Origin of the sequence: Bradyrhizobium sp. DOA9, from assembly GCF_000617845.2 — a bacterium.
Lineage (GTDB): Bacteria > Pseudomonadota > Alphaproteobacteria > Rhizobiales > Xanthobacteraceae > Bradyrhizobium.
In genome coordinates, this window is record NZ_DF820425.1 from 5,016,340 (window position 1) to 5,040,295 (window position 23,956).

At 63.6% G+C, this 23,956-nt stretch carries 23 protein-coding genes; 10 read left to right on the forward strand and 13 right to left on the reverse strand.

Annotation, left to right across the window (positions count from 1 at the left end):
- Window positions 1-150: 150 nt before the first annotated feature.
- Together BDOA9_RS23495 and BDOA9_RS23500 are read left to right on the forward strand one after the other, a co-directional pair.
- Window positions 151-753, forward strand: coding sequence for a PepSY domain-containing protein (locus tag BDOA9_RS23495; protein ID WP_025036413.1), 603 nt, complete (start codon window positions 151-153; stop codon window positions 751-753).
- A gap of 246 nt (window positions 754-999) precedes the next feature.
- On the forward strand, window positions 1,000-2,037 hold the full coding sequence (locus BDOA9_RS23500; RefSeq protein WP_025036414.1) for an aspartate-semialdehyde dehydrogenase: 1,038 nt from the start codon (window positions 1,000-1,002) through the stop codon (window positions 2,035-2,037).
- 98 nt (window positions 2,038-2,135) lie between these two features.
- On the opposite strand, the gene queA is transcribed toward BDOA9_RS23500, so the two are convergent.
- Genes queA through coaD form a run of 5 tightly spaced genes read right to left on the reverse strand, consistent with a single transcriptional unit; the run spans window position 2,136 to window position 5,254 of the window.
- Window positions 2,136-3,209, reverse strand: coding sequence for a tRNA preQ1(34) S-adenosylmethionine ribosyltransferase-isomerase QueA (gene queA / locus BDOA9_RS23505; RefSeq protein WP_025036415.1), 1,074 nt, complete (start codon window positions 3,207-3,209; stop codon window positions 2,136-2,138).
- A gap of 51 nt (window positions 3,210-3,260) precedes the next feature.
- Entirely contained in the window at window positions 3,261-3,725 is a 465-nt protein-coding gene (locus BDOA9_RS23510; RefSeq protein ID WP_025036416.1) for a peptidylprolyl isomerase, read from the reverse strand.
- Window positions 3,722-4,147: a hypothetical protein gene (locus BDOA9_RS23515; protein ID WP_025036417.1), complete on the reverse strand. Its 426-nt coding sequence runs from the start codon at window positions 4,145-4,147 to the stop codon at window positions 3,722-3,724. Before BDOA9_RS23515 ends, BDOA9_RS23510 begins: the two co-directional genes overlap by 4 nt.
- Window positions 4,148-4,156: 9 nt before the next feature.
- Entirely contained in the window at window positions 4,157-4,720 is a 564-nt protein-coding gene (locus tag BDOA9_RS23520) for a peptidylprolyl isomerase (protein WP_025036418.1), read from the reverse strand.
- Window positions 4,721-4,756: 36 nt separating this feature from the next.
- The gene (coaD, locus tag BDOA9_RS23525; RefSeq protein WP_025036419.1) at window positions 4,757-5,254 is read right to left on the reverse strand and encodes a pantetheine-phosphate adenylyltransferase; all 498 of its coding nucleotides are present in this window, start codon (window positions 5,252-5,254) and stop codon (window positions 4,757-4,759) included.
- A gap of 248 nt (window positions 5,255-5,502) precedes the next feature.
- On the opposite strand from coaD, the gene BDOA9_RS23530 reads away from it, so the two are divergent.
- Window positions 5,503-5,760 carry a hypothetical protein gene (locus BDOA9_RS23530; protein ID WP_025036420.1) on the forward strand — a complete coding sequence of 86 codons (258 nt, stop codon included), beginning with the start codon at window positions 5,503-5,505 and terminating at the stop codon, window positions 5,758-5,760.
- Between the two features lie 173 nt (window positions 5,761-5,933).
- Here BDOA9_RS23530 and gyrA read toward each other — a convergent pair whose 3' ends face one another.
- The 3 genes from gyrA to BDOA9_RS23545 all read right to left on the reverse strand — a co-directional run bounded on the left by gyrA (window position 5,934) and on the right by BDOA9_RS23545 (window position 9,896).
- A complete protein-coding gene (gyrA, locus tag BDOA9_RS23535; RefSeq protein ID WP_025036421.1) occupies window positions 5,934-8,672 on the reverse strand; it encodes a DNA gyrase subunit A in 2,739 nt (912 codons plus the stop codon).
- A 168-nt stretch (window positions 8,673-8,840) separates the two neighbouring features.
- Complete coding sequence (locus BDOA9_RS23540; RefSeq protein ID WP_025036422.1) at window positions 8,841-9,239, reverse strand: DUF2306 domain-containing protein; 399 nt, start codon at window positions 9,237-9,239, stop codon at window positions 8,841-8,843.
- A 162-nt stretch (window positions 9,240-9,401) separates the two neighbouring features.
- Entirely contained in the window at window positions 9,402-9,896 is a 495-nt protein-coding gene (locus BDOA9_RS23545; RefSeq protein WP_025036423.1) for a single-stranded DNA-binding protein, read from the reverse strand.
- Between the two features lie 437 nt (window positions 9,897-10,333).
- Between BDOA9_RS23545 and BDOA9_RS23550 the strand changes: the two genes are divergently transcribed.
- From BDOA9_RS23550 to BDOA9_RS23570, 5 genes are all read left to right on the forward strand, one after another.
- Entirely contained in the window at window positions 10,334-11,095 is a 762-nt protein-coding gene (locus BDOA9_RS23550; protein WP_025036424.1) for an outer membrane protein, read from the forward strand.
- Between the two features lie 240 nt (window positions 11,096-11,335).
- Window positions 11,336-12,025, forward strand: a complete 690-nt coding sequence (locus tag BDOA9_RS23555) for an outer membrane protein (RefSeq protein WP_025036425.1) — start codon at window positions 11,336-11,338, stop codon at window positions 12,023-12,025.
- A gap of 223 nt (window positions 12,026-12,248) precedes the next feature.
- Window positions 12,249-12,995: an outer membrane protein gene (locus tag BDOA9_RS23560; RefSeq protein WP_025036426.1), complete on the forward strand. Its 747-nt coding sequence runs from the start codon at window positions 12,249-12,251 to the stop codon at window positions 12,993-12,995.
- 276 nt (window positions 12,996-13,271) lie between these two features.
- Window positions 13,272-16,253: an excinuclease ABC subunit UvrA gene (uvrA, locus tag BDOA9_RS23565; protein WP_025036427.1), complete on the forward strand. Its 2,982-nt coding sequence runs from the start codon at window positions 13,272-13,274 to the stop codon at window positions 16,251-16,253.
- A gap of 196 nt (window positions 16,254-16,449) precedes the next feature.
- Window positions 16,450-17,049 (forward strand): YcxB family protein, encoded by a 600-nt coding sequence (locus tag BDOA9_RS23570; RefSeq protein ID WP_025036428.1) that lies wholly within the window; start codon window positions 16,450-16,452, stop codon window positions 17,047-17,049.
- A gap of 111 nt (window positions 17,050-17,160) precedes the next feature.
- On the opposite strand, the gene BDOA9_RS23575 is transcribed toward BDOA9_RS23570, so the two are convergent.
- Together BDOA9_RS23575 and BDOA9_RS23580 are read right to left on the reverse strand one after the other, a co-directional pair.
- Entirely contained in the window at window positions 17,161-17,517 is a 357-nt protein-coding gene (locus BDOA9_RS23575) for a DUF5615 family PIN-like protein (RefSeq protein ID WP_025036429.1), read from the reverse strand.
- A 3-nt stretch (window positions 17,518-17,520) separates the two neighbouring features.
- Window positions 17,521-17,742: a DUF433 domain-containing protein gene (locus BDOA9_RS23580; RefSeq protein ID WP_025036430.1), complete on the reverse strand. Its 222-nt coding sequence runs from the start codon at window positions 17,740-17,742 to the stop codon at window positions 17,521-17,523.
- Window positions 17,743-17,812: 70 nt separating this feature from the next.
- Between BDOA9_RS23580 and BDOA9_RS23585 the strand changes: the two genes are divergently transcribed.
- A complete protein-coding gene (locus BDOA9_RS23585) occupies window positions 17,813-18,445 on the forward strand; it encodes an HAD family hydrolase (protein WP_025036431.1) in 633 nt (210 codons plus the stop codon).
- Window positions 18,446-18,447: 2 nt separating this feature from the next.
- Here BDOA9_RS23585 and BDOA9_RS23590 read toward each other — a convergent pair whose 3' ends face one another.
- The 3 genes from BDOA9_RS23590 to BDOA9_RS23600 form a co-directional block, all read right to left on the reverse strand.
- Window positions 18,448-19,401 (reverse strand): YVTN family beta-propeller repeat protein, encoded by a 954-nt coding sequence (locus BDOA9_RS23590; RefSeq protein ID WP_025036432.1) that lies wholly within the window; start codon window positions 19,399-19,401, stop codon window positions 18,448-18,450.
- A gap of 2 nt (window positions 19,402-19,403) precedes the next feature.
- Entirely contained in the window at window positions 19,404-19,967 is a 564-nt protein-coding gene (locus BDOA9_RS23595; protein WP_025036433.1) for an SRPBCC family protein, read from the reverse strand.
- Window positions 19,968-20,851: 884 nt separating this feature from the next.
- The gene (locus BDOA9_RS23600; RefSeq protein WP_025036434.1) at window positions 20,852-21,619 is read right to left on the reverse strand and encodes an AAA family ATPase; all 768 of its coding nucleotides are present in this window, start codon (window positions 21,617-21,619) and stop codon (window positions 20,852-20,854) included.
- A gap of 255 nt (window positions 21,620-21,874) precedes the next feature.
- On the opposite strand from BDOA9_RS23600, the gene BDOA9_RS23605 reads away from it, so the two are divergent.
- The gene (locus BDOA9_RS23605) at window positions 21,875-23,947 is read left to right on the forward strand and encodes a DUF1217 domain-containing protein (RefSeq protein ID WP_025036435.1); all 2,073 of its coding nucleotides are present in this window, start codon (window positions 21,875-21,877) and stop codon (window positions 23,945-23,947) included.
- The last annotated feature ends 9 nt before the right edge of the window (window positions 23,948-23,956 follow it).

Here is a 23,956-nt window from a genome sequence, read left to right on the forward strand (position 1 = left end):
CTTTTTACCAGCCCCAAAGAGGTCCGGACCCGCTTCGAACGTCGCGGCGGGTACAGCCCTCCGCGGGCGCTCCGCGGCCGGCCGATGCCCAAGGCCGGCCGCGAATTCTTTACGATCATCCGGCACACTCGCTGGCCGAGGGTTTCGAGCATGACGACTGCCAAACGATGGACCTCGCACCTGATTGCGATCGCATTGCCCGCGCTGCTCGTCGCCGCGCCGGCACAGGCCATCGTGACCACGAGCACGCCGACCGCGCTTCACGGCGACACAGATGGTGATACTGAGGCGGATCGCCAGGCAGTCAGCCGCGAAATCGAACGATTCCGCAGCTCGTCGATCACGATCAGCCAGGCCATGGCGATTGCCGAAGCGCGCCATGCCGGCGCCACCACCGCCGATGTGAGCTTCGACGGCGGCTCTGGCGTGCCGGTCTACCGCGTGAAGACCCTGCACAACGACCGGATCTGGCGCCACACCATCAATGCTTCAACCGGCGAGCTGGTCGGCGGGGAAGCCGCCCTGCCCCTCACCGAGCTCGACCGCGAGGACCGCAGCAACCTCGCAGCGCTCGGTGCGATCAGGCACCGCCTCTCCGATGCCGTGCGCGTCGCCGAGCGCGCCGCCGCGGGCAAGGCCATCAGCGGCGGGCTGGTCCGCGAGCGCGGCCGGCTGAACTTCTCGATCGTCGTCGTCAGCGGCGACGACCTCAAGGAGGTCACCCTGGAGCCGCCGGGCGCCAAGGGGAAATAGCGGGTGCCGAATAGCGGCTGGCCTCCCCCGGCATCGACCGGGCCGAAAAGCCATTGACGGAGGCAAGACTCTCCCGCATAAGTCGCCGCCATGTTCACGACCACCAAACGCACGACCAAAACCACCACGGCCGAAGGGGCCCGGGGAGGCGTGCGCGCGTAGGTCGTCGACTTAAACGCATCAGCTCTACGGCAAGCCCCGCCCTCGATGGTCCGGGGCTTTTTTGTTGTCTGAATTCTCAATCCAATGGAGGACAAAGTGAGTAACGATCCCGTCGTCGCGATTGTCGGCGTCACCGGTGCGGTGGGCGCCGAATTCATCGCCACCATGGACAAGCGCGGCTTTCGCGTCGGTAAGCTCAAGGCGCTCGCCAGTGCCCGCTCGGCCGGTAAGACGGTGTCGTTCCGCGGCAAGGACATCGTGATCGAGGAACTGACCGAGCGCTCCTTCGAGCGCGTCGACATCGCCCTGTTCTCCGCCGGCGGCAGCATTTCGAAGAAGTATGCGCCGATCGCGGTCAAGTCGGGCGCCGTCGTGGTCGACAACTCCTCCGCCTTCCGCATGGACCCCAACGTGCCGCTGGTGATCCCCGAGATCAACGCCAGCCGCATCCGCGACCACAAGGGCATCATCGCCAACCCGAACTGCGCTGCGATCACCGCGCTGGTGCCGCTGTGGCCGATCCACCAGAAGAACCGCATCAAGCGCGTGATCATCTCGACCTATCAGGCGGCCTCCGGCGCCGGCGCCGCCGCGATGGAGGAGCTGGTCGAATCCACCCGCGCCAATCTCAACGGGCAGGTCTACACGCCCAAGGTGATGCCGCACCCTTACGCCTTCAACCTGTTCAACCACAACACCGCCGTCGATCCCGAGACCGGCTACAACGACGAGGAGACCAAGGTCATCAAGGAGACCCGCAAGATCTTCGAAGACGAGACGATCGCCGTCGGCGTCACCTGCGTGCGCGTGCCGGTGCTGCGCGCCCATTGCGAGGCCATCACCTTCGAATGCGAGAAGCCGATCAGCGAGGACCAGGTCCGCGCCATCATGGCGCAGGCGCCCGGCGTGAAGGTGGTCGACGACCGCGCCAGGAACTACTTCCCGATGCCGATCGACGCCTCGGGCCAGGACGACGTCCTGGTCGGCCGCATCCGCAAGGATCTCAGCGATCCATCAGGGCATTCGATCTCGATGTTCGTCGCGGCGGATCAGCTGCTGAAGGGCGCGGCGCTCAACGCGGTTCAGATCGCGGAGCTGTTGCCGCAGCGGGTGATGGCGTAACAGAAGGTGCATAGGGTGGATTGGCCGAAGGCGTAATCCGCCTCTTGTGCTTTCGCGGAGACGAGCAGTGGTGGGTTACGTCTTGCGGCTAACCCACCCTACCGCTGTGCCCGGAACAGCAAACACGCATCACCGTACGAATAGAACCGGTATCCGCTCGCGATCGCGTGCGCATAGGCACGCTTCATCGTCTCGAGCCCCGAGAACGCCGACACCAGCATGAACAGCGTCGACTTCGGCAGGTGGAAATTCGTCATCAGAATATCGGCCGCGCGGAAGCGATAGCCGGGGGTGATGAAGATCGACGTCTCGGCGGCGAATGGCTGGATCGTGCCGTCTTCGCTCGCGGCGCTTTCCAGCAGCCGCAATGACGTGGTTCCGACCGCAACGATACGGCCGCCATGCTTCCGCGCGGCGTTGAGCCGCTCCGCCGTTGCGGCCGAGATCGTGCCCCACTCGGCATGCATCTTGTGGCCTTCAGTGTCCTCCACCTTCACCGGCAGGAACGTCCCTGCTCCGACATGCAGCGTCACGCGGTTGATGCCGACGTCGCGCGCGCGCAGCGCCTGCTCGAGCGCCGGCGTGAAATGCAGACCCGCTGTGGGAGCCGCAACAGCGCCCTCGTTCGCCGCGAACATGGTCTGGTAATCGGCGAGATCCTGATCGTCAGGCGTGCGCTTGGAGGCGATGTAGGGCGGCAGCGGCGGGCTGCCGAGATCGGCGATGGCCTGGTCCAGCGCCGGGCCGTGGAACGAGAACGACAGCGTCACCTCGCCCTCGGTGCCCTTGGCCTCGACCTCGGCGTCGAGATGGCCGAGCAGGCAGACCTTGCCTTCATTGCCGAAGCGGATGCGGTCGCCGGCGGCGAGCTTCTTCGCCGGCTTCACCAGCGCCTGCCAGCGCGAGCCGTCGAGGCGCTTGATCAGCGTGGCCTCGATTTTGGGCTCGGTTTCGCGGCCGATGCGACGGCCCTTCAATTGCGCCGCGATCACCTTGGTGTCGTTGACGACGAGCTGGTCGCCCGGCCTCAACCATTGCGGCAGGTCGGAAATGATCTGGTCGCGCAGCGCACCGTTCTCGACGACCAGCATTTTGGCGGTGTCGCGCGGGGACGCGGGGCGCAATGCGATGCGCTCCGGGGGCAGATCGAAATCGAACAGATCGGTGCGCATTCGTGACGTACCTCCAGAGGCGCGAGAACGCGCGCCCCTGGAAAGACGGAGTTACTCCGCGTCCGCAGCCATGCGCGCCTTGACGATCTTGTCGGGGTTCTGCACCGGCTCGCCGCGCTTGATCTTGTCGACGTTCTCCATGCCCTCGGTGACCTTGCCCCACACCGTGTACTGGTTGTCGAGGAAGCGGGCGTCGTCGAAGCAGATGAAGAACTGGCTGTCGCCGGAGTCAGGGTTGGCGGCGCGCGCCATCGAAGCGGTGCCGCGCACATGCGGCTCCTTGTTGAACTCGGCCTTCAGCTTCTTGCCGGAGCCGCCGGTGCCGGTGCCGTGCGGGCAGCCGGTCTGCGCCATGAAGCCCTCGATCACGCGGTGAAACACGATGCCGTCGTAGAAGCCCTCGCGCACCAGCTCCTTGATGCGCGCGACGTGGTTCGGCGCGAGATCGGGCCGCATCTCGATGGTGACGGGCCCCTGCGTGGTCTCGAGGATCAGGGTGTTTTCGGTGGCGCTCATGCTCGTCTCTCTTGCGTTGGGGGTGAAGTCTTGTCGGGTGACGTCTTGCGGCTGCGGAACTGGATCGCGAAGGGACGCCCCGCTGCGGCGCCGGCCATTGCATCGGTAAATGGCATCGGCGTGCAGCGTTGCAACGCCTCCATCACCGCGATCCGGTATTGCAGCCGGTCATTGTCGGAGGCCTCCGCGGATTCATAGGTAATCCTCGGATGGCCCAGAATGTCGCCGGACCGGTTAAAGCTCACGACGACGGTGATGTCGAGGGGGCGGGCCTTGGCTGTCGGCGGCGGCTTCCAGCAGCCGTGCAGATGCCGGAACACGTCCTTGATGGTGTCGACCCGCCCCTCCTGGGCGGCAGCACCCGACAGGCTGGACAGCAGCACCGCGGCAACCAGCAGAAGCTTGTCACCGCAGCGCGCCATCGTGCTGTTCTACTTGATGTCGGAGGCGACCTGCACCTTCACCATCTTGTCGGGGTCGGTGACGGAGCCGCCGGGCGAGCCGGGGGGCGCCTTCTTCAGCTTGTCGACGACGTCCATGCCCTGCACCACCTCACCGATCACGGTGTACTGGCCGTCGAGGCTGCCGCCGTCGGCGAACATGATGAAGAACTGCGAGTTGGCGCTGTCGACGCTGTCGCCGCGCCGGGCCATGCCGACGATGCCGCGGGCAAAATGCACCTTGGAGAATTCCTGCTTCAGGTTCGGGTATTTCGAGCCGCCGGTGCCGTTGCCGTTCTGGCCGTCGCCCGTCTGCGCCATGAAGCCGTCCATGACGCGGTGGAACGGCACGTTGTTGTAGAAGCCTTCGCGCGCGAGCTGCTTGATGCGTTCGGCATGCTGGGGCGCGATGTCAGTCCTGAGCTTGATGACGATGCGGCCCTTGGTGCTGTCGATGACGATGGCGTTGGCCTTGTCGAGATTTGCCGGCAATTGCTGCGCCACCGCCGGCACTGCGAACAGAAGCGCGGCAAGAACTGCGAGAATTCGGATCATGACAACTCCGGATCAGAAAGAAGTGGAAGCGCGCCGTTAGCTGGCGAATTTGGCCTTGAGCTGCGCCGCGACCTGCGGCGGGACGAAGGCCGAGACGTCCCCGCCCATGCCGGCGATCTGGCGCACCAAAGTGGCGGTGATCGGGCGGACCATGGGAGAGGCCGGCAGGAAAACCGTATGCACCTCGGGCGCCATGGCCTCGTTCATGCCGGCGAGCTGCATCTCATAGTCGAGGTCGGTGCCGTCGCGCAGGCCCCGGATCATGATGGTCGCGCCGTGCTTGCGGGCCGCGGCGACCGACAGATCGTCAAAGGTCGTCGCCTCGAGCACGCAGCCGGCCTGCGCCGCGATCGGACCGCAGACGTCCTCAAGCATCTTGAGGCGCTCCTCGGTCGAGAAGAGCGGCTTCTTGCCGGGATGCACCCCGATCGCGACCACGAGCCTGTCGCACAAGGAAACGCTGTGCCGGACCACGTCCAGGTGGCCGTTGGTGATGGGGTCGAAGGAACCAGGGTAGAAGGCGATGCGCGACATGGCCCCGTCCTACCGCGCCCGGCCCGGGCCGGCAAGCCGCCCCGGTTCCCGGCCGGTTTTCCGCAAGAGCATGTCGGAATCGCCCGAATTGTTTCGTCCTCGGGGCAGCCACGAAACAAAACGGACCGCGAACGAAACCATTTCCCGCATCGGCGAAGACGTCCGGAAACTGGCCATGGTTACTAATCCGGCCAACGAAAGACGGGCCGCCCACTGGGCGTAGGCGGCCGCATCACAGGGGACTGTCAATGATCAAGGCTCTTTCAGCGATCGCTCTGTCTGCGTGTGTTGCCGCGGCCCTCACCCTCCTGCCCGGCTTTGCCCCGAAGGTCGAAGCCAGCGTGCCGCAGCCGCTCGCCAAGAGCGACCGGCTCGACATCCGCACTGTCGGCCGTGACTGCTCGCAGCAGGCCTGGCCGAACTTCGAAGCCTCCTGCCTGCGCAGCGCCGGCAGCAAGGCCAATGTCCGTGAGGCACGCCTCGTGACCGCCGACCGCACGCCGTAGCCGGGTCCGTCAGCTTCACGTCAGCAAGCCTGGTCCGGACCTCATAGAAACCCCCATGGATATTTGCGACGTCCCGTCGCAGACTGCATGATATTCGCGCCCGACGGAATGGCCCGTCGGGCGCGCTTGCCGATCTGACGAGGGAGCTTGCGAACGGCGCCTAGGACGGGGCGTCACGCCCCGTTGCCGTTCTCGCCGTTGCCGCTCTCCGCCTCTTCCGTGATGTGCTCGACCGAGACGACGTGCTCGTCCTCGGCGGTGTCGAACACGATCACGCCTTGCGTCGAGCGGCCGGCGATGCGGATGCCTTCGACCGGGCAGCGGATCAGCTGGCCCTTGTCGGTGACCAGCATGATTTGATCCGCCTCCTCCACCGGGAACGAGGCGACCAGATTACCGTTGCGGTTGTTGACGCTCATGGCGACGATGCCTTTGCCGCCGCGCCCCGTCGTGCGGTACTCGTAGGACGAGGTCCGCTTGCCGTAGCCGTTGACGGAGACGGTCAGCACGACCTGCTCGGCTGCCGACATCTCGACATAGCGCTCCTGCGGGAGCTGGAAGCTGCCCGAGGTCTCCTCGGCCTCGGCGTCAGTCGGCGCCTCGTCCGCGGCGGCCTCGCCCGCGACCGCGCGGCGCATCTTCAAATAGGCCGAACGCTCGTCCGAGGTGGTCTCGACGTGACGCAGGATCGCCAGCGAGATCACCTTGTCGCCTTCGCCGAGCGCGATGCCGCGCACGCCCATCGAGGTGCGCCCGGTGAACACGCGGACGTCCGTGACGGGGAAGCGGATGCACTGGCCGCCGGCCGCGGTCAGCAGCACATCGTCGCGCTCGGTGCAGATCTGCACGTCGACGATCGCCTCGTTGTCGTCGAGCTTCATCGCGATGATGCCGGAGCGGCGCACGTCGACGAAGTCGGACAGCTTGTTGCGCCGGACGTTGCCGCCCGTGGTGGCGAACATCACGTCGAGCTGGCCCCAGGTCGATTCGTCCTCCGGCAGCGGCATGATGGTGGTGATGCGCTCGCCCTGCTCCAGCGGCAGGATGTTGATCATGGCCTTGCCGCGTGCGTTCGGCGCCGCCATCGGCAGCCGCCAGACCTTTTCCTTGTAGACCTGGCCGCGCGAGGAGAAGAACAGCACCGGCGTGTGCGTCGAGGCCACGAACAAGCGGCTGACGAAATCCTCGTCGCGGGTCTGCATGCCGGAGCGGCCCTTGCCGCCGCGGCGCTGGGCGCGATAGGCCGACAGCGGCACGCGCTTGACGTAGCCGGCATGCGAGACCGTGACCACCATGTCCTCGCGCTGGATCAGGTCCTCGTCCTCGACCTCGCCCTCCTGCTCCATGATCACGGTGCGGCGCGGCGTGGCGAACTCGGCTTTCACCTCGGCAAGCTCGGTCTTGATGATGTCGAGGATGCGGGCGCGCGAGCGCAGGATCTCGAGATACTCGCCTATCTCGCCGGCGAGTTTCGACAGCTCGCCGCCGATCTCGTCACGGCCGAGCGCGGTGAGCCGCGCCAGGCGAAGTTCCAGGATGGCCTTCGCCTGATCCAGTGACAGGCGGATCGTGCCATCCTCGTTGATGCGGTGGCGGGGATCGTCGATCAGCGTGATGATGTCCTCGACGTCACGCGCGGGCCAATCCCGCGTCATCAGGGTCTCGCGCGCGGCAGCCGGCGTCGGGGAGGTGCGGATCACCTTGATGATCTCGTCGATATTGGCGACGGCGATGGCGAGGCCGACCTGCTCATGCGCGCGTTCGCGCGCCTTGCGCAGCTTGTACTTGGTCCGGCGCGTGACGACCTGCTCGCGGAAGCCGACGAAGATCGTCAGCATGTCCTTCAGGTTCATCGTCTGCGGACGCCCGCTGTCGAGCGCGACCGCGTTGACGCCGAAGCTCGTCTGCAGCGGCGTGAATTTGTAGAGCTGGTTCAGCACCACGTCGGGCACGGCGTCGCGCTTGAGCTCGACGACGACGCGGTAGCCGTCGCGGTCGGACTCGTCGCGCAGGTCGGAGATGCCCTCGATCTTCTTTTCCTTGTAGAGCTCGGCGATGCGCTCGACCATCGTCGCCTTGTTCACCTGATACGGGATTTCGGTAATGACGATCGCCTCGCGATCCTTGCGGATGGTCTCGAAGGCGACCTTGCCGCGCATCACGATGGAGCCGCGGCCGAGATGGTAGGCGCTGCGGATGCCCTGGCGTCCGAGGATGATGCCGCCGGTCGGGAAATCCGGACCCGGGATGATGTTGATCAGCTCGTCGATGGTCAGCGACGGATTGTCGATCAGCGCGATGCAGGCGTCGATGACCTCGCCGAGATTGTGCGGCGGGATGTTGGTCGCCATGCCGACGGCGATGCCGCCGGCGCCGTTGACCAGCAGGTTCGGGAACCGCGCCGGCAGGACCACCGGCTCCTTCTCGGAACCGTCGTAATTGTCCTGAAAGTCGACGGTGTCGCTGTCGATGTCCTCGAGCAGCTTGAGCGCGATCTTGGTCAGGCGGGACTCGGTGTAGCGCATGGCCGCCGCCGGGTCGCCGTCGACCGAGCCGAAATTGCCCTGCCCGTCCACCAGCAGCGCGCGCATCGAGAAGTCCTGCGCCATGCGGACCAGCGCGTCGTAGATCGCCTGGTCGCCATGCGGGTGGTATTTACCCATGACGTCACCGACGATACCGGCGGACTTCTTGTGCTTCTTGTCGGGCGTGAAGCCCTGCTCGTTCATCGAGAACAGGATGCGCCGATGCACCGGCTTCAGACCATCGCGGGCATCGGGCAGCGCGCGCGACACGATCACGCTCATGGCGTAATCGAGGTACGACTTCTTCATCTCGTCGAGGATCGAGACGGGGCGAATGTCCGAGGGTTGCGCCGGCTGGTCGCCGGGCTTGTTGTCGTCGTCAGCCAAGGGGGAATCCGGTGAGGTTTTGTCTGGGAATCATATAGCGCATCGCACCCCCGATAACCACCCTTGCCGGGCCTCGGGACACGCTTTTTCCGACTGTTTTTCCAGAGACTTACGCCCTGCCCGGCCCTGCCGCATACGGGCCCGGAACAGACCGGCCGGAACCGGCTCTCACACCCCGAAAATCACCCGGTGCATGAGGCGCCCGGGCAGCAGCGTGAACAGCCCCGCCACTACCAGCGCCCCGGCGAACATGAGGGTCATCATCCGCCGATGATCAGCGATACGATGGGTGTGCGCCCGCCACACTGCGAGCGGCAGCGCCACCAGGGTGAGGATCGACAACAGATGGATCGGGCTGAACGGCCCGACCAGACGGATCGTGTGAATCCAGAAGGACGAGGCGGCCACGACCACCATCAGGACCACCCAGATCCAGCCGATGGTCCTGTGCGGCAGCGTGCCCTTGGGGGCGGCGAACTGGACGAGGCCAAGCACGAAGACGACGATCGCGGCAAAGGCATGCAGCGGGATCGTGGGCGCGGCCTCAAGCAGCGGCGCAAGACTCATGCTCGGGTCCGGGCGAAGGGCGATGTGAATATGATTAACATACCATCACATCGCGCCCCGTCAAAGATTTGAGGCTACACATGAGGCAGGGCCGAAAAATCAAGCCCTGCCCGGCAATTGGTGAGATGTCCTGCCGCCTGGCGCGAACAGGCCCGCCGAGGCTCAGAACGGGATGTCGTCGTCCATATCGCTGTTGCGGCCGCCGCCCGCGGCCACGGGGCGCCGCGGCGCGCTGCTGACGGGACCGGAGGAGCCGAAATCGCCGCCCGGCTCGTCGCCGAAGCTGCCGCCTCCGCCGCCGCCGCCGCGGCCATCCAGCATCGTCAGCGTGGAGTTGAAGCCCTGCAGCACGACCTCGGTCGAATACTTCTCGACGCCGCTCTGGTCGGTGTACTTGCGGGTCTGCAGCGCGCCTTCGATGTAAACCTTTGCGCCCTTCTTCAGATACTGCTCGACGATCTTGCAAAGCGGCTCAGAGAAGATCACGACGCGATGCCACTCGGTCTTCTCCTTGCGCTCGCCGGTGTTCTTGTCGCGCCAGGTCTCCGAGGTCGCGATGCTCAAATTCGCGATCGGCCGCCCGTCCTGGGTGCGGCGGATTTCGGGATCCTTGCCGAGATTTCCAACCAGAATGACCTTGTTGACGCTTCCCGCCATCGCCGCTCTCCACTCCGAATGCCACTGAATTTCAAAAAGGGCAAATCCCGCTGCCCGCGTTTCTCTGCGCCCGTTGAGGCGACCCTATACGCTTGCGGGCATTGGTCAGCCTGCCACCCCCAGGGTTATCCCCACATATAGCATCGTCCCCAGATTTGTTCCAGATTTGTTCTTGGTGTCGGCCTGGCAAACATTTGGCCGCGCCGGAACCAGGGACAGCCCGCGAATGGAACTTTTCCGAGTTCCCGTGAACGACGAAAACCGCTTAACATTCAGCAAGTTGTTCCCCTGCAGTCGAGCGGCAAGTGTGGCATTCCGGAGACGGACTCTGCCCTTTTCTTAGGCTACGTTTGCCTTGGAATTAGTTCATATGGGCGTCGCGCCTGATCAGCCGCTTCGGGGACTTTCATGAAGCGGACGCAACTGGGGAGACTGCAATGAATAAGATTCTATTTGGCGCTATCAGTGCAATGGCAGTGGGCCTGTCGGCTCCGGCAAGCGCGGCGGATCTCGCCGCGCGTCCCTACACCAAGGCTCCGCCGCCGATGGTCGCCGCTATCTATGACTGGAGCGGCTTCTACATCGGCATCAACGGCGGCTGGGGCTCGAGCCGCAATTGCTGGGACTTCGTCACGCCAGTCACCGGCACGCTGGTCAACGACGGCTGCCATGATGCGTCGGGCGGCACGGTCGGTGGTCAGATCGGCTATCGCTGGCAGTCGGCCAATTGGGTGTTCGGCCTGGAAGGCCAAGGCAACTGGGCTGATTTCAGCGGGAGCAACATCAGCCCGACGGCGCCGGCTCAGCAGAACCGTACGCGGATCGACGCCTTCGGCTTGATCACCGGTCAGATCGGCTATGCCTGGAATAACGTATTGTTCTACGTGAAGGGTGGCGCGGCCGTCGTCGACGACAAATACGACCTCCTGATCGCGCCGGGCTTTGTGGGTGCGGGGACCATCTTCGGTTCGGCCCGCGATACCCGCTGGGGCGGAACGGTCGGCGCTGGCCTCGAATTTGGCTTCGCGCCGAATTGGTCGGTGGGTCTGGAATATAATCACATCTTCCTGGGCGATCGTAACGTCGATTTCAGCCTGGGCGGCGCCTTCGTCCAGACCGAACGCGTTCGTCAGGACGTTGATATCGGCCTCGTGCGCGTGAACTATCGCTGGGGTGGCCCGGCAATCGCCAGATACTGATTATCTCGCTGATACTACTATGAAATCAAGGGCCGGCTTCGCGCCGGCCTTTGTTGTTTGGGCGCAAATTCGCGTGACAGCAATGAGTCAGTAACCATCACCTTTTGTGTTGTTGTGGCTTTTCAGTGACACAACTTGCGGCTTTGGTGGTGTAAATGCAGCGTCAGTTGGGCCGTTGAGTCCGATGTCCTTCCGCGACGGAAGGCAACAACAGAAACTGGGACTGGGATTAAGTTGAAGATGAAAAAGATTTTGTTGGCTTCGGCCTCTGTGTTCGCTCTTGCGGCCCCCGCTTCGGCTGCTGATCTGGCGGCCCGCCCTTACACCAAGGCTCCGGTCGCTGTGGCCTCGGTCTACAACTGGACCGGCTTCTACCTCGGTATCGTCGGCGGCGGCGCCTGGGAAGCCTCTTCCGGTGACCCGAAGATGCAGGGCGGCTTCGTCGGCGGCACGGCCGGCTACAATTGGCAGACCGGCAACGTTGTATTCGGCATCGAGGCTGACGGCGCGTGGGCTGATGTCAGCGCTTCGGTCGATGGCGCCGTTTTCGTTCCCGGCGTCGGCGTGGTTGGCGCGACGGCAAGCTCGAAGACCGATGCGATGGGCACCGTGCGTGGCCGCATCGGCTGGGCCGTCAACAACGTGCTGCTCTACGGCACCGGTGGTTACGCCTGGATCGACAACAAGCTCAGCTTCACCGCGCTCGGCACGACCATCTCCGACAGCAAGTTCCATTCTGGTTGGACCGTCGGTGCTGGCGTCGAAGCGTTCTTTGCTCCGAACTGGTCGGTCAAGGGCGAGTACCTCTATCGCAGCCTCGGCGGCGAGACCTACTTCTCGGGCACCGTGCCCACCGGCACGCTCAACTTCCACACCGTGCAGGTCGGCGTGAACTATCACTTCGGCGGCCCGGTCGTCGCGAAGTACTAAGCTTCGTCTCCGACGCACCCGCGTTACGAAAGGCCGGCCTCGCGCCGGCCTTTTTGTTTGTTGCGGCCGCCGGTCCGCTCGCGTTTTCGGGCGGATGTGGCTGCCGAGTGACACAACCTTTGGCTTCAATCGTGTAAAAGCAACGACGTTACTTGGGTCATAAGGTCCGCTGCTCTTCCGCTCTCCGGAAGACCGGAATGAGACATGGAAGTGGGGAATGCATATGAAGAAGCTTTTGCTGGCTTCGGCCAGTTTGCTCGCACTCGGCGCGTTGGCACCGGCTTCGGCGGCCGATTTGGCGGCCCGCCCCTACGCCAAGGCTCCGGTGGCGCCGATCGCGGTGTACAACTGGAGTGGTTTCTACCTCGGCATCAACGGCGGTGGTGCATCGAGCCGCAATTGCTGGGACGTCAACAATATCTTGGGTATTCCGGGTCCTGACACGGCCGAAGGGTGTCACAATGCGACCGGCGGCGTCGTCGGTGGTCAGGCCGGCTATCGCTGGCAGTCGGGTAATTGGGTGTTCGGTCTCGAAGCCCAGGGCGACTGGGCCAATCTGAAGGGCTCGAACACGAGCTTGTTTCTTGCACCGCTCGTCAACCAGACCAGGATCGATGCGCTCGGCCTGTTCACCGGCCAGGTCGGCTATGCCTGGAATAACGTGCTCTGGTACGTGAAGGGTGGCGCGGCACTGACGCACGCCAAATACGACGGTCTGTTGGGGGGCGTCGTCTTCGATAGCGCAAGCGAGACGCGCTGGGGTGGCTCGGTCGGTACCGGCATCGAGTTCGGTTTCGCGCCGAACTGGTCCGTTGCGATCGAATACGACCATCTGTTCATGGGCAAGCGCAACAACTCCTTCACGATTCTCGGCGTCAACGACCGCATCGACCGCATCAAGCAGGACGTCGACATGGGCACCGTTCGCCTCAATTACACCTTCGGCGGCCCGGTCGTCGCGAAGTACTGATCTCCCTGCCGAAGTCACATCGTCACGAAAGGCCGGCTCACGCCGGCCTTTTGCTTTGACTGGGCGGTTCCGACAGCGGTTTCCGCGCGCTTCTGCTGCCAGATGCCGCCAGAACGCCAACAATCCGTTGACGATTCGCAACTCCCACTGGAAATCCGCCGCCGTTCTTCCTACGTTCGCTGCCATACCCATCGGCGCCGATCCCGGTTCCGGGCGAAGCGCGCCTTTTTTGTTGGCGCGATCGCGCACCTTTGGGCTTCCTTGAGGGCAACTCGGATGGATGAAGTGATCAAGGCGAAGCGCCAACAACAGAACGCGGGCTCCAGCCTGCGCGCAATTACGATCCGCGGCGCGCGCGAGCACAACCTCAAGAACATCGACGTCGAGATTCCCCGCGACAAGCTGGTGGTGTTCACCGGGCTATCCGGCTCCGGCAAATCCTCGCTCGCCTTCGATACCATTTATGCCGAGGGTCAGCGCCGCTACGTCGAATCGCTGTCGGCTTATGCCCGCCAGTTCCTGGAGATGATGCAGAAGCCCGACGTCGACCAGATCGACGGTCTGTCGCCGGCGATCTCGATCGAGCAGAAGACGACGTCGAAGAACCCGCGCTCCACCGTCGGCACCGTCACCGAGATCTACGACTACATGCGCCTGCTCTGGGCCCGCGTCGGCGTGCCCTATTCGCCGGCCACGGGCCTGCCGATCGAGAGCCAGACCGTCTCGCAGATGGTCGACCGCGTGCTGGCGCTGCCTGAGGGCACCCGCCTCTATCTGCTTGCCCCCGTCGTGCGCGGCCGCAAGGGCGAGTACAGGAAGGAGCTCGCCGAGTGGCTCAAGAAGGGCTTCCAGCGCGTCAAGATCGACGGCACCTTCCATGAGCTGGCAGAGGCCCCGACGCTGGACAAGAAATTCCCGCACGACATCGATGTCGTGGTCGACCGCATCGTGGTGCGCGCCGATATCGGCCAGCGCCTCGCCGAGAGCTTCGAGACCGCGCTGAAGCTCGCCGAAGGCCTCGCCGTCGTCGAGTTCGCCGATGCGCCCGCGGCGGCCGCGCCTGCGGAGGAAAAGAAGAAGACCGCAAAGATTCACGACAAGAGCGGCCCCGAGCGCATCCTGTTCTCGGAAAAGTTCGCCTGCCCGGTCTCCGGCTTCACCATCCCCGAGATCGAGCCGCGCCTGTTCTCCTTCAACAATCCCTACGGCGCCTGCCCCGCCTGCGGCGGCCTCGGCGTCGAGCAGCATGTCGACGAGGACCTCGTCATCCCCGAGAAGGACCTGACGCTGCGCAAGGGCGCGATCGCGCCCTGGGCCAAATCGTCGTCGCCCTATTACGTGCAGACGCTGACCGCGCTCGGCAAGCACTACAAGTTCACGCTCGACACCAAGTGGAAGGACCTGCCGAAGAAGACGCAAAACGCGCTCCTCTACGGCTCGGGCGAGGACGAGATCAAGTTCTCCTACGAGGACGGGGTGCGCTCCTACGATACCAAGAAGCCGTTCGAGGGTGTCATCACCAACATCAACCGCCGCTACCGCGAAACCGAGAGCGAGTGGGCGCGCGAGGAGCTGGCGAAATATTTCCATGACGTGTCGTGCGAGGGTTGCAAGGGCTTTCGGCTCAAGCCCGAGGCGCTCAGCGTCAAGGTCGGCGGCAAGCACATCGGTGAGATCTCGGAGCTGTCCGTGAAGGGCGCCGGCGCATGGTTCGAGACCGTGCCGGAGGCGCTGAACGCACAGCAGAACGAGATCGCCGGCCGCATCCTGAAGGAGATCCGCGAGCGCCTCACCTTCCTGCTCGACGTCGGCCTCAATTATCTGACGCTGTCCCGCTCCTCCGGCACGCTGTCCGGCGGCGAGAGCCAACGCATCCGCCTGGCCTCGCAGATCGGCTCGGGGCTCACAGGCGTGCTCTACGTGCTGGACGAGCCCTCGATCGGCCTGCACCAGCGCGACAACGCCCGCCTGCTCGATACGCTGAAGCGGCTGCGCGACCTCGGCAACACCGTGGTCGTGGTCGAGCACGACGAGGACGCCATCCGCCTCGCCGACTACGTGCTCGACATCGGCCCCGGCGCCGGCATGCATGGCGGCAACATCGTCGCCGAAGGCACCCCTGCCGAGATCATGCGCAACCCGAAATCGCTCACCGGCAAGTACCTGACCGGCGAGCTCGAGGTCGAGGTGCCGGAGCGGCGTCCGCCGAACCATCGCCGCACCATCAAGGTGGTGAACGCGCGCGGCAATAACCTCAAGAACGTCACGGCGGAGATTCCGCTCGGCCTGTTCACCTGCGTCACCGGCGTCTCCGGTGGCGGCAAGTCGACGCTCTTGATCGACACGCTCTACCGCGCCATCGCCCGCAAGCTGAACAATGCCAGCGAGGGCGCCGCGCCGCACGATCGCATCGAGGGCCTCGAGCACATCGACAAGATCATCGACATCGATCAGTCGCCGATCGGCCGCACCCCGCGCTCGAATCCTGCGACCTACACCGGCGCCTTCACGCCGATCCGCGAATGGTTCGCCGGCCTGCCGGAAGCGAAGGCGCGCGGCTACGAGCCCGGCCGCTTCTCCTTCAACGTCAAGGGCGGCCGCTGCGAGGCCTGCCAGGGCGACGGCGTCATCAAGATCGAGATGCACTTCCTGCCCGACGTTTACGTCACCTGCGACGTCTGCAAGGGCAAGCGCTACAACCGCGAGACGCTGGAGGTGCTGTTCAAGGGCAAGAGCATCGCCGACGTGCTCGACATGACCGTCGAGGAAGCCGCCGAGTTCTTCAAGGCGGTGCCGCGCGTCCGCGAAACTTTTCAGACCCTGCATCGCGTCGGGCTCGACTACATCCATGTCGGCCAGCAGGCCACGACGCTGTCGGGCGGCGAAGCCCAGCGCGTCAAGCTGGCGAAGGAATTGTCAAAACGCGCCACCGGCCGCACGCTCTACATCCTGGACGAACCGACCACCGGCCTGCACTTCCACGACGTCAAGAAGCTGCTTGAGGTGCTGCACGAGCTGGTTGCGCAGGGCAACACGGTCGTCGTGATCGAGCACAATCTCGAAGTCATCAAGACCGCCGACTGGGTCATCGACCTCGGCCCCGAAGGCGGCGACGGCGGCGGCGAGATCGTGGCCTGGGGCCCGCCGGAGGACATCGCCAAGGCGCCGCGGAGCTATACTGGGAAATTCTTGGCGCCGGTGCTGGAGAAGGCGCGGAAGCCGAAGCGGCGGCGTGCGGCGAGCGAGGCGGCGGAGTGACATCGCTTGGACTCGGCCAGCCTACGCGAAACCAAAGGTCTGCAATCAGACAAACATCGGCGAAGGCCGCTGGGTCGGGTCGACGCGGCCGCGGGTGCGAAAAGTCGCTCAGATGACTGCGTTGTCAGTCGATTCAACCTATGGTTATTTTGCGAGTGACGGCTATACTTGACTGGCTTCGCCGCGGAGATCAGATTTGAGCGATGTAATTGATCAGTCAAGCTTTCGGTTTCAATTCAATGTCACAATAGAGGACGATAGATCCTTCCGAAAACTTGTAGGCAAACGTCTGCAGGTACACTTCGATCGGGAAGCCCATCAAGTTCAAGCGCTCATCATTTGGGCTGTCGTGATGGTAGCCGGCCTTCTTGCCGTGGCTATAGAATGGGCAACGCTGCAAATTCTGTCTGTGTTGATAGTCGGCTTTGTGCTTGGCCAGATCCACGCATTTTTCCTGGCGTGGCAGGTATTCCGACAAATCCAGGACAAGCTATTTGAGGTAGATCGCGTCGAGCAAATGACGTGGCACGTTACTCTCGACGATACCTCGATTTTCGTCAGAACTCCCGCAAGCGAACGCCGGACCTCCTGGCATTCCATCCAAGGCATGACAGATACGCCGACCATGGTGGCGATATGGTACAATTCGGGGTACGGCTTTTTCATCCCGGCGCGAGCCTTTTTCGATCTCTCCGCTCGCGCTGCTTTTGTCGAATGGGTGAGTGAGCGGCTGCGGTCGGCCACCGCTTCTTCGAGCGCAATCAATCCGCCTATTGGCGATGCTGTAACTCGCTAATGTCAGCGGTCTCCGCACGCCGCCGCCGGCAGGAGGAGAGTTTGCATCTAAGCACTCAGATCTTCAAGAACATTGAGATCGATATTCACGTGCCCAACTTGCAGCAAAAATTCAGGTCTGCAACGGACGGGACCGCAAACGGACTTCGTCGATCACGACATAGGGGCCAAAAAGCTTCTGACCAAATTGGTCGACGACCTCTAGAAGCCGCGTTCGTACCAATGGCCCGCTCTCCGGATCGATGCGCAGCAAGATTAGACCAGGAACGGCTTGGCCGCGGCGAAAGACCAGCTCACCGAAATCCTTGTCAGCCGTGAGGAGAAGACGCCCTTCGCGCGACGCCAGCGCCATGACCTCCGTGTCACTCAGACTGGCAGCGAATTCGGCGATGTAGAGCACATCGTGACCGGAGTTTCGCAGCTCTAGAACCAGAGAGACCGCAATACATTCGTCCGCGAGCCAGAGCACAGTTCAGCGATATATGATGTCTTCGTCAGCCAGATAGTCGGCCGCGAAGGCCTGAGCCGCCCGAATGTCGTCGGGCGTAAGCCTCGAGTGCTCCGCGATGATCGCCTCGTTGGTCATGCCCGCGCCCAGCTCGCGCAACACAAGTTCGACCGGCACACGTGTGCCGCGGATCACGGGCTTGCCGTTCATGATCGCAGGGTTGATTTCAATCCGCTCGTGTCGCATGGCTGTCCTCGAACTGCGCGAATATTAGCACGTGACCTCACGCTTGTCAGCGAGCTCAAAATCCGGCCTCATGCCCTACGCCCTCGCCATCTTCGATCTCGACGGCACGCTGGCCGACAGCTTTCCCTGGTTCCTGCGCACCATCAACGATGTCGCCGACCGCTTCGGCTTTCGCCGCGTAAAGGATGAGGATGTCGAGGAGCTCAGGCACGCCTCAAGCCGCGAGATCCTCACCCGGCTCCAAGTGCCCTTGTGGAAACTGCCTGCGATCGCGCGCCATGCGCGGCGGCTGAAGGCGGAGGCGGCAGCTGAGATTCCGCTGTTCGCCGGCGTCGAGACGATGTTGCGGACGCTGGCCGAGAGCGGCGTGCAGCTGGCGCTGGTGACCTCCGACAGCGAGGCCAATGCGCGCGAGAAGCTAGGGCCTGCCTCAGCGTTGTTCGCGCATTTCGACTGCTCTGCGTCGCTGTTCGGCAAGGCCGCAAAATTCCGCCGGGTCATCCGCCGCGCGGGTGTCGAGCCCAGCGAGGTGATTTCGATCGGCGACGAGGTTCGCGACATCGAGGCGGCACGGGCTGTCGGCATTGCCTGCGGCGCGGTATGCTGGGGCTATGCGGCGCCGGCAGCCTTGCGGGCGCTGGGGCCGGATCATGTGTTCGAGCGGATGGATGAGATTGCGTCGATGTTTTCACCGGTGCCGTAACCCTACTCCGTCCTGCGCAAAAACGCCCCGAACGCCCGCGGCCCGTCGCCGGTCTTCACCTCGCCGATCACCTTCAGCTCCACCGCATCGATGATGTGAAGTGTATTGCTCTCCCAGCAGGCGACGATGACGCGCCTGCCGTCGGCGGTTGCCGCGATGCCTTCGGGATAGTCGCCGACATGGATGCGCTTGACCGGCTTCAGGCTCGCGAGATCGAACACGCTGACGGTGCCGCCATATTGATCGCTGACGAAGCCGCGCCCTCGCGTCAGCGCCACCGCATAGGGACGCATGCCGACCGGCACGCGGCCGATCTCGCGGCCTTCCGCGATATCGATCACGGAGACATCGTCGGAGCCGACATTGGCGGTATAGGCGCGCCTGCCGTCGGCATCGATGGTGACGCCGAACGGGCGGGTGCCGACCTTGATCACGGCCTTGCGCTGGCGCGTCGCAATGTCCACCACCGAGACGCTGTCGTCGTCGCGGTCGGCCGAGAGCAACAGCTTGCCGTCGGGCGTCACCGCAAGGCCCGACGGCGAAGCGCCGACCGCGATGCTGGCGACAACGCTGCGCGAGGCGGTATCGATCACCCGCACCGCCGCGGCGTACCAATCGGCGACATAGACCGCCTTGCCGTCGGGCGCCACCGCAATGCCGAGCGGGCCGCCACCGACCTCGATGCGGCCGGCGACCTGCCGCGTGGCTGCGTCGACCACCGTCACCGCCTTGGCATCCGGGCTCGTGACATAGGCAAAGCGTCCGTCGGCACTGACGGCGATTCCGGCCGGCTTGCCGCCGATCGGGATGGTCGCGACGCTGCGCGCGCCGGCGAGGTCCACGATCATCAGATCGTCGCTGAGCTGGTTGGTGACGAACGCCTCCTCGGCGGCTGTGCTGCCGAGGCTCGCATGACAAAGGCTGGCGGCGAGCGCCGCCAGAACCAGCGCCTTCACGTTCAGCTACCGCTCTCGATCTTCTTCTTCAGCGCCTCGAGCCCGGCCTTGTACAGCCCGCTCACCGCCTTGATCGCGGCCTCGTCGCTCAGCTCCGGCGGCGGATCGTTGTTGGGATAGCCGCGATAGAACGCGCCGGCCCATTCCAGCTTCGCCTTGCCGTCAGGCGCGGGCGAGACCGTCAGGGTCGAGGAATAATTGGTCACCGGCAGCACCTTCACGTCGACCTTGGTGATCCGGTACGAATAGCTCTGCATGTCGGGCTCGTATTTGTAGAGCTCCTCCTCGACAATGGCGCCGCCCGTCAGGGTCAGCTTGCGCGTCGCGCCGATCTCGTTGCCTTTCTCGCCTTCGGTCTTGGTCACAGGCTGAAGCCAGCTCATGTCCTGGAAATTGCCGATCACCGCCCACACCTTGGCCGGGGCCGCGTTGATCTCGATGGATTCCCGCACCTTCTGCCGCGTCGGGCCATGGGCCCGGACCGGCTCGAAGACGGTCATCAGAGCCATCCCCGCCACCGCCAGCGCCGCCACGCCGGCGATCGCCGGTCCGCTTCTCATCTTCATGTCGTTTCCTCGTTTCTCAACCTGCGCGACTTGGGGCGCGCTGAGGTCATCGTAACGCATTTTCGGGCCGTGGGGAGACCTGTTCGTGGCGCGGCTGTGGCAGGGGTCGCCGCCCGCGCTCCGCAATCCCTTGCGGTGCCCGACGGGCAAAACACACGAGACCAGGGTCAACCCAGCGGGCTGGAAACAATTCGCTTTACTCGAATTCGGAATTAGCGCATGTTGCGGCCACCCCAACCCGGGCCGAGGGGCGCATCGCGATCGTCACGAACGCGGGATGGGAGGTGGTGGACGCAGGCCGCGTCGCGCGCAATTGGTTTGCAGGGCGGGTCACTCCGTGAGCAGGCGGTTGCGCGCACACGACGGGCGCAGTCTCGCGTACGGCAAAATCGTGTGGTCCTGGCGCCCGGGGTCTGTGCGCCAAGGCTTGCGGTGACGTTGCGCCCGACCGGGCTCGCAGCGTCAGCCATCCGCAAGGCGACGGGGGCAATAGTGCATCGCTCCCCGAGGAGAGCGCGACATAAGCCGTCAACCCACTGCGCAGGGAAGGCCGGATGTTTGGCTTCACCTGTATGCCGCTGTGCAGCTTTTCCAAGCACACGCTTCGCACAGTGGACCGTGGGTGCCAGCCGGCACCCGGCCTTCCTTGCGCCCTCGGCACTTTCGAGGGTGGCGAATGCAGCAAAGCTCGGGCGGACTCTGCCGCGAGGATGCGAACCTGTGTCCGGTATAAGGACGATTTTGAGTTCGATGCAGGCGCCTCCTCTCCGTAATTGCGAGCGTAGCGAAGCAATCCAGACTCATTAGGCGGAAAGACTCTGGATTGCTTCGTCGCAAGAGCTCCTCGCAATGACGAGGGAGAGAACGACCGCCAACTACGCCGTTCACTCCCCCAGCTTCACCTCCACGAACCCGCGGGGATCGTCGCAGAACTCGCGCATGACACGGTAATGATCGGTCTGCTCCACCGTAACAGGCTCCAGGCCGTATTTGCCGAGCCGCAGCAGCCGCGCGCTGGGATAGGCCATCAGCATCGGCGAATGCGTTGCCATGATGACCTGGCAGATGCGGGACTCGTCCATGCGCCGCAGCAGTTTGAGGAACTCGATCTGGCGCGCCGGCGACAGCGCCGATTCCGGCTCGTCGAAGATGAAGATGCCCTGGCGCTGGCAGCGCTCCTCGAAGAAGCGAAGAAAACCTTCGCCATGGGAATGCGACAGGAAATCGGGCCCGATTTGGCCGGCGTCGCGGGCAGCCTTGTCGAGGTATCGCGCGACCGAGAAGAAGCTCTCGGCGCGGAAGAACCAGCCATTGGTGATTTTCGGCAGCCAGCTCGCGCGCAAAGCCTCGGACAATTGGCCGCCCATCTTCTCGCGCGCCTCGGAGTGATCGACCGGCATGTAACCCTTCCCGCCCCCGGCATCGTCATAGCCGGCGAGCGCCGCAATCCCCTCGAGAATCGTTGATTTCCCGGTGCCATTCTCCCCCACGATGATCGTGATGGCTGCGTCGAAGTTGAGTTCGAAATCATCCGGAAAGATCGGCAGGCAGAATGGATAGACCGCCCGATCGTGAACACGCGACGGATCGAGCCAGACGCGCCTGAGATAAGGCGCAGCCAACGTGGTCTGACGGCGTCGTGTCCGGCTCATTTCCCCACCGATCTCAGCTGGAGCCCCTGGAACGTAACAGGAACACAATGCTCGCGAAAGCTGCATTTGAGAAACATGTAGAAATAATGCCCGGCACGCGTTCCTCTACCCGCACCTCGAGATCTCAGGTTGTGGAGCGGAATCGCCCTTGAGGATGCATGCCGAGACAGTCTGCTGACATGAGGCCAGCGCCCACCTCGCGACCCCGCAATGATTGACGGAGGTCCGGGACCGCCAAGCCGCGAGGAATGCGCGATGGTATCAACGTATTTCAGCTACAATTACATTTCGCACCATCTCAAGCAGTCCCTGACGCGGGTCGAACAGCAACCCGACGTCTCGCGAGAGGCCGCCTATTACAAGGCCAACATCGGCAAGGTGAAGACGGTCGACGATCTCATGAAGGATTATCGCCTCTACCACTTTGCCATGAAGGCGTACGGCCTGGAAGACATGGCCTACGCCAAGGCGTTCATGAGAAAGGTCCTGGAGAGCGACCTCTCCGACGCAAACAGCTTCGTCAACAAGCTGGTCGACAAGCGTTACCGGGAGTTTGCCGCAGCATTCTCCTTCAACGGCGGCGCAACGCCTGTTGCGCAATCGGAGGACCAGACCGACGAGATGATCGGCCTGTACACCGCGACCAAGAAGAGCCAGGTCGACGCACTTGCCGCCGACACCAATTATTACAGCGCCCAAATCGGCAACATCACCAGTGCAGACCAGCTCCTGAACAACGACCGTCTTCGCAACTACGTCTATTCCGCATTCGGGATCGATCAAAGCAAATGGCCGCCCGACACCATTGGTCAGGTCCTGCGCAGCGATCCATCCGACCCGAACAGCTACGTCAACACCGCCTTCGCATCCCAGTTGACCGGCCTGAACGCCCAGCTCGCTCAAGCCAAATCGGACGTGAGCGCCGCCAATGCAAAGATCGCCGACTACACGGCCCAACTCTCGCAACCAGGCGCTGACGTGAACCAGTTGAAGGTCCAGATCCTGGTCGAAAAATATCACCTGGAATCATACACAAAGAGCATTTCCAGCCTCAATGACCAGATCGCGACGATCGGTGATTTCGTCGACCTGGCCGGCGCATTCGAGTTTGCGCCTGACGGGTCGCTTCCGCCGGGCGTGCCCGCGCAGACTGCCGCAAACGTCACACTCACGGCCAAGCGGTTCGACGACAGCAAGTCCGCCGTCTATGCGGCGGCAAGCCCGCTGAACGAGGCTTTCGCAATCAGGCAGTTCAGAACGGCTCTCCTCACCGTCGATTCGCTCGACGCGTTCGTATCGAAGCCGGACGTGTACAATTTCGCGCTGGGTGCCGTCGGCTTCGATCCCAAGAACGTCTCCCAGGCCACCATCAAGGCCGTTCTCGAAAGTGACCTCAGCGATCCCAAGAGCTACGTCTATACCCTCAAGGACAATCGCTATGTCCAGCTCGCCCGCGCCTTCAACTTCGATGCAAAGGGCAATCTGACCACTCCCCTGGTGGCGCAGGACGCCGCCGAAGTGCTCGAGATTACGAAGGACTACGTCATTTCAGCGGTGAAAAGCGCAAGCACGGCGAGTCCCCAGCAGCAGGCGGCCGTGCGGGCACAAGCCACCAAGGATGCGACGGATTATCGGGAGGCGATCGCAGGCATCGACAGCGTGTCCGATCTTCTTGCAAACAGGCCGATGGTCGATTTCATTCTCCTGGCCAAGGGTCTGGACCCCAGGAAGGTCAGCACCGAATTCCTCGAGAAGATCTTCGCCTCCGACCTGAACGATCCAAAGAGTTTTGCGAACACGCAGAGCGATTCCCGCTTTGCCGACATCGTGGCGTCGTTCAATTTCGACAGCAAGGGCAACGTGGCGCGCCTGTCGATGATGGGTCCCCAGAAGCGAGATCAATTCCGGGAAACGCAGGCGAACTATCTCCAGCAGAGCCTGGAGCAGCAGCAAGGCGACATGAACCAAGGCGTGCGCCTCGCCCTTTATTTCCAGCGCAAGGCCGGGGAAATCACCTCCGCATACGACATCCTTGCCGACAAGGCGCTTTCGGAGGTGTTCAGGACCACGTTCAACCTGCCCGATTCGATGGCAGCGATGCCGATCGATCAGCAGGCCAAGTTCGTGGACCGCTTCATGAAGATCAAGGATCTCTCCGATCCCGCGAAGGTTGAAAAGCTGCTGGGCCGTTTCTCCGCCATGTATGACGTCAAGAACAGCCAGAGCACCGGTCAGGCTCAATCCCCCTTGCTCGACCTTTTTCGGGGATCGAGCTCGGGGATAAGCCAATCGACCTTCCTGGCCATTGCCAAGCTGCGCGCTCACTGACCGCTCGCC

What these genes read in the sequence shown, in the direction of transcription:
- BDOA9_RS23605 (WP_025036435.1), top strand. Translation starts at nt 21,875, where the DNA reads ATGGTATCAACGTATTTCAGCTACAATTACATTTCGCACCATCTCAAG.
- BDOA9_RS23555 (WP_025036425.1), top strand. Translation starts at nt 11,336, where the DNA reads ATGAAAAAGATTTTGTTGGCTTCGGCCTCTGTGTTCGCTCTTGCGGCC.
- BDOA9_RS23580 (WP_025036430.1), bottom strand. Translation starts at nt 17,742, where the DNA reads ATGCGACACGAGCGGATTGAAATCAACCCTGCGATCATGAACGGCAAG.
- BDOA9_RS23515 (WP_025036417.1), bottom strand. Translation starts at nt 4,147, where the DNA reads ATGGCGCGCTGCGGTGACAAGCTTCTGCTGGTTGCCGCGGTGCTGCTG.
- BDOA9_RS23550 (WP_025036424.1), top strand. Translation starts at nt 10,334, where the DNA reads ATGAATAAGATTCTATTTGGCGCTATCAGTGCAATGGCAGTGGGCCTG.
- BDOA9_RS23545 (WP_025036423.1), bottom strand. Translation starts at nt 9,896, where the DNA reads ATGGCGGGAAGCGTCAACAAGGTCATTCTGGTTGGAAATCTCGGCAAG.
- queA (WP_025036415.1), bottom strand. Translation starts at nt 3,209, where the DNA reads ATGCGCACCGATCTGTTCGATTTCGATCTGCCCCCGGAGCGCATCGCA.
- BDOA9_RS23495 (WP_025036413.1), top strand. Translation starts at nt 151, where the DNA reads ATGACGACTGCCAAACGATGGACCTCGCACCTGATTGCGATCGCATTG.
- BDOA9_RS23560 (WP_025036426.1), top strand. Translation starts at nt 12,249, where the DNA reads ATGAAGAAGCTTTTGCTGGCTTCGGCCAGTTTGCTCGCACTCGGCGCG.
- BDOA9_RS23520 (WP_025036418.1), bottom strand. Translation starts at nt 4,720, where the DNA reads ATGATCCGAATTCTCGCAGTTCTTGCCGCGCTTCTGTTCGCAGTGCCG.
- BDOA9_RS23585 (WP_025036431.1), top strand. Translation starts at nt 17,813, where the DNA reads ATGCCCTACGCCCTCGCCATCTTCGATCTCGACGGCACGCTGGCCGAC.
- BDOA9_RS23540 (WP_025036422.1), bottom strand. Translation starts at nt 9,239, where the DNA reads ATGAGTCTTGCGCCGCTGCTTGAGGCCGCGCCCACGATCCCGCTGCAT.
- BDOA9_RS23600 (WP_025036434.1), bottom strand. Translation starts at nt 21,619, where the DNA reads ATGAGCCGGACACGACGCCGTCAGACCACGTTGGCTGCGCCTTATCTC.
- uvrA (WP_025036427.1), top strand. Translation starts at nt 13,272, where the DNA reads ATGGATGAAGTGATCAAGGCGAAGCGCCAACAACAGAACGCGGGCTCC.
- BDOA9_RS23530 (WP_025036420.1), top strand. Translation starts at nt 5,503, where the DNA reads ATGATCAAGGCTCTTTCAGCGATCGCTCTGTCTGCGTGTGTTGCCGCG.
- BDOA9_RS23500 (WP_025036414.1), top strand. Translation starts at nt 1,000, where the DNA reads ATGGAGGACAAAGTGAGTAACGATCCCGTCGTCGCGATTGTCGGCGTC.
- BDOA9_RS23510 (WP_025036416.1), bottom strand. Translation starts at nt 3,725, where the DNA reads ATGAGCGCCACCGAAAACACCCTGATCCTCGAGACCACGCAGGGGCCC.
- BDOA9_RS23595 (WP_025036433.1), bottom strand. Translation starts at nt 19,967, where the DNA reads ATGAAGATGAGAAGCGGACCGGCGATCGCCGGCGTGGCGGCGCTGGCG.
- coaD (WP_025036419.1), bottom strand. Translation starts at nt 5,254, where the DNA reads ATGTCGCGCATCGCCTTCTACCCTGGTTCCTTCGACCCCATCACCAAC.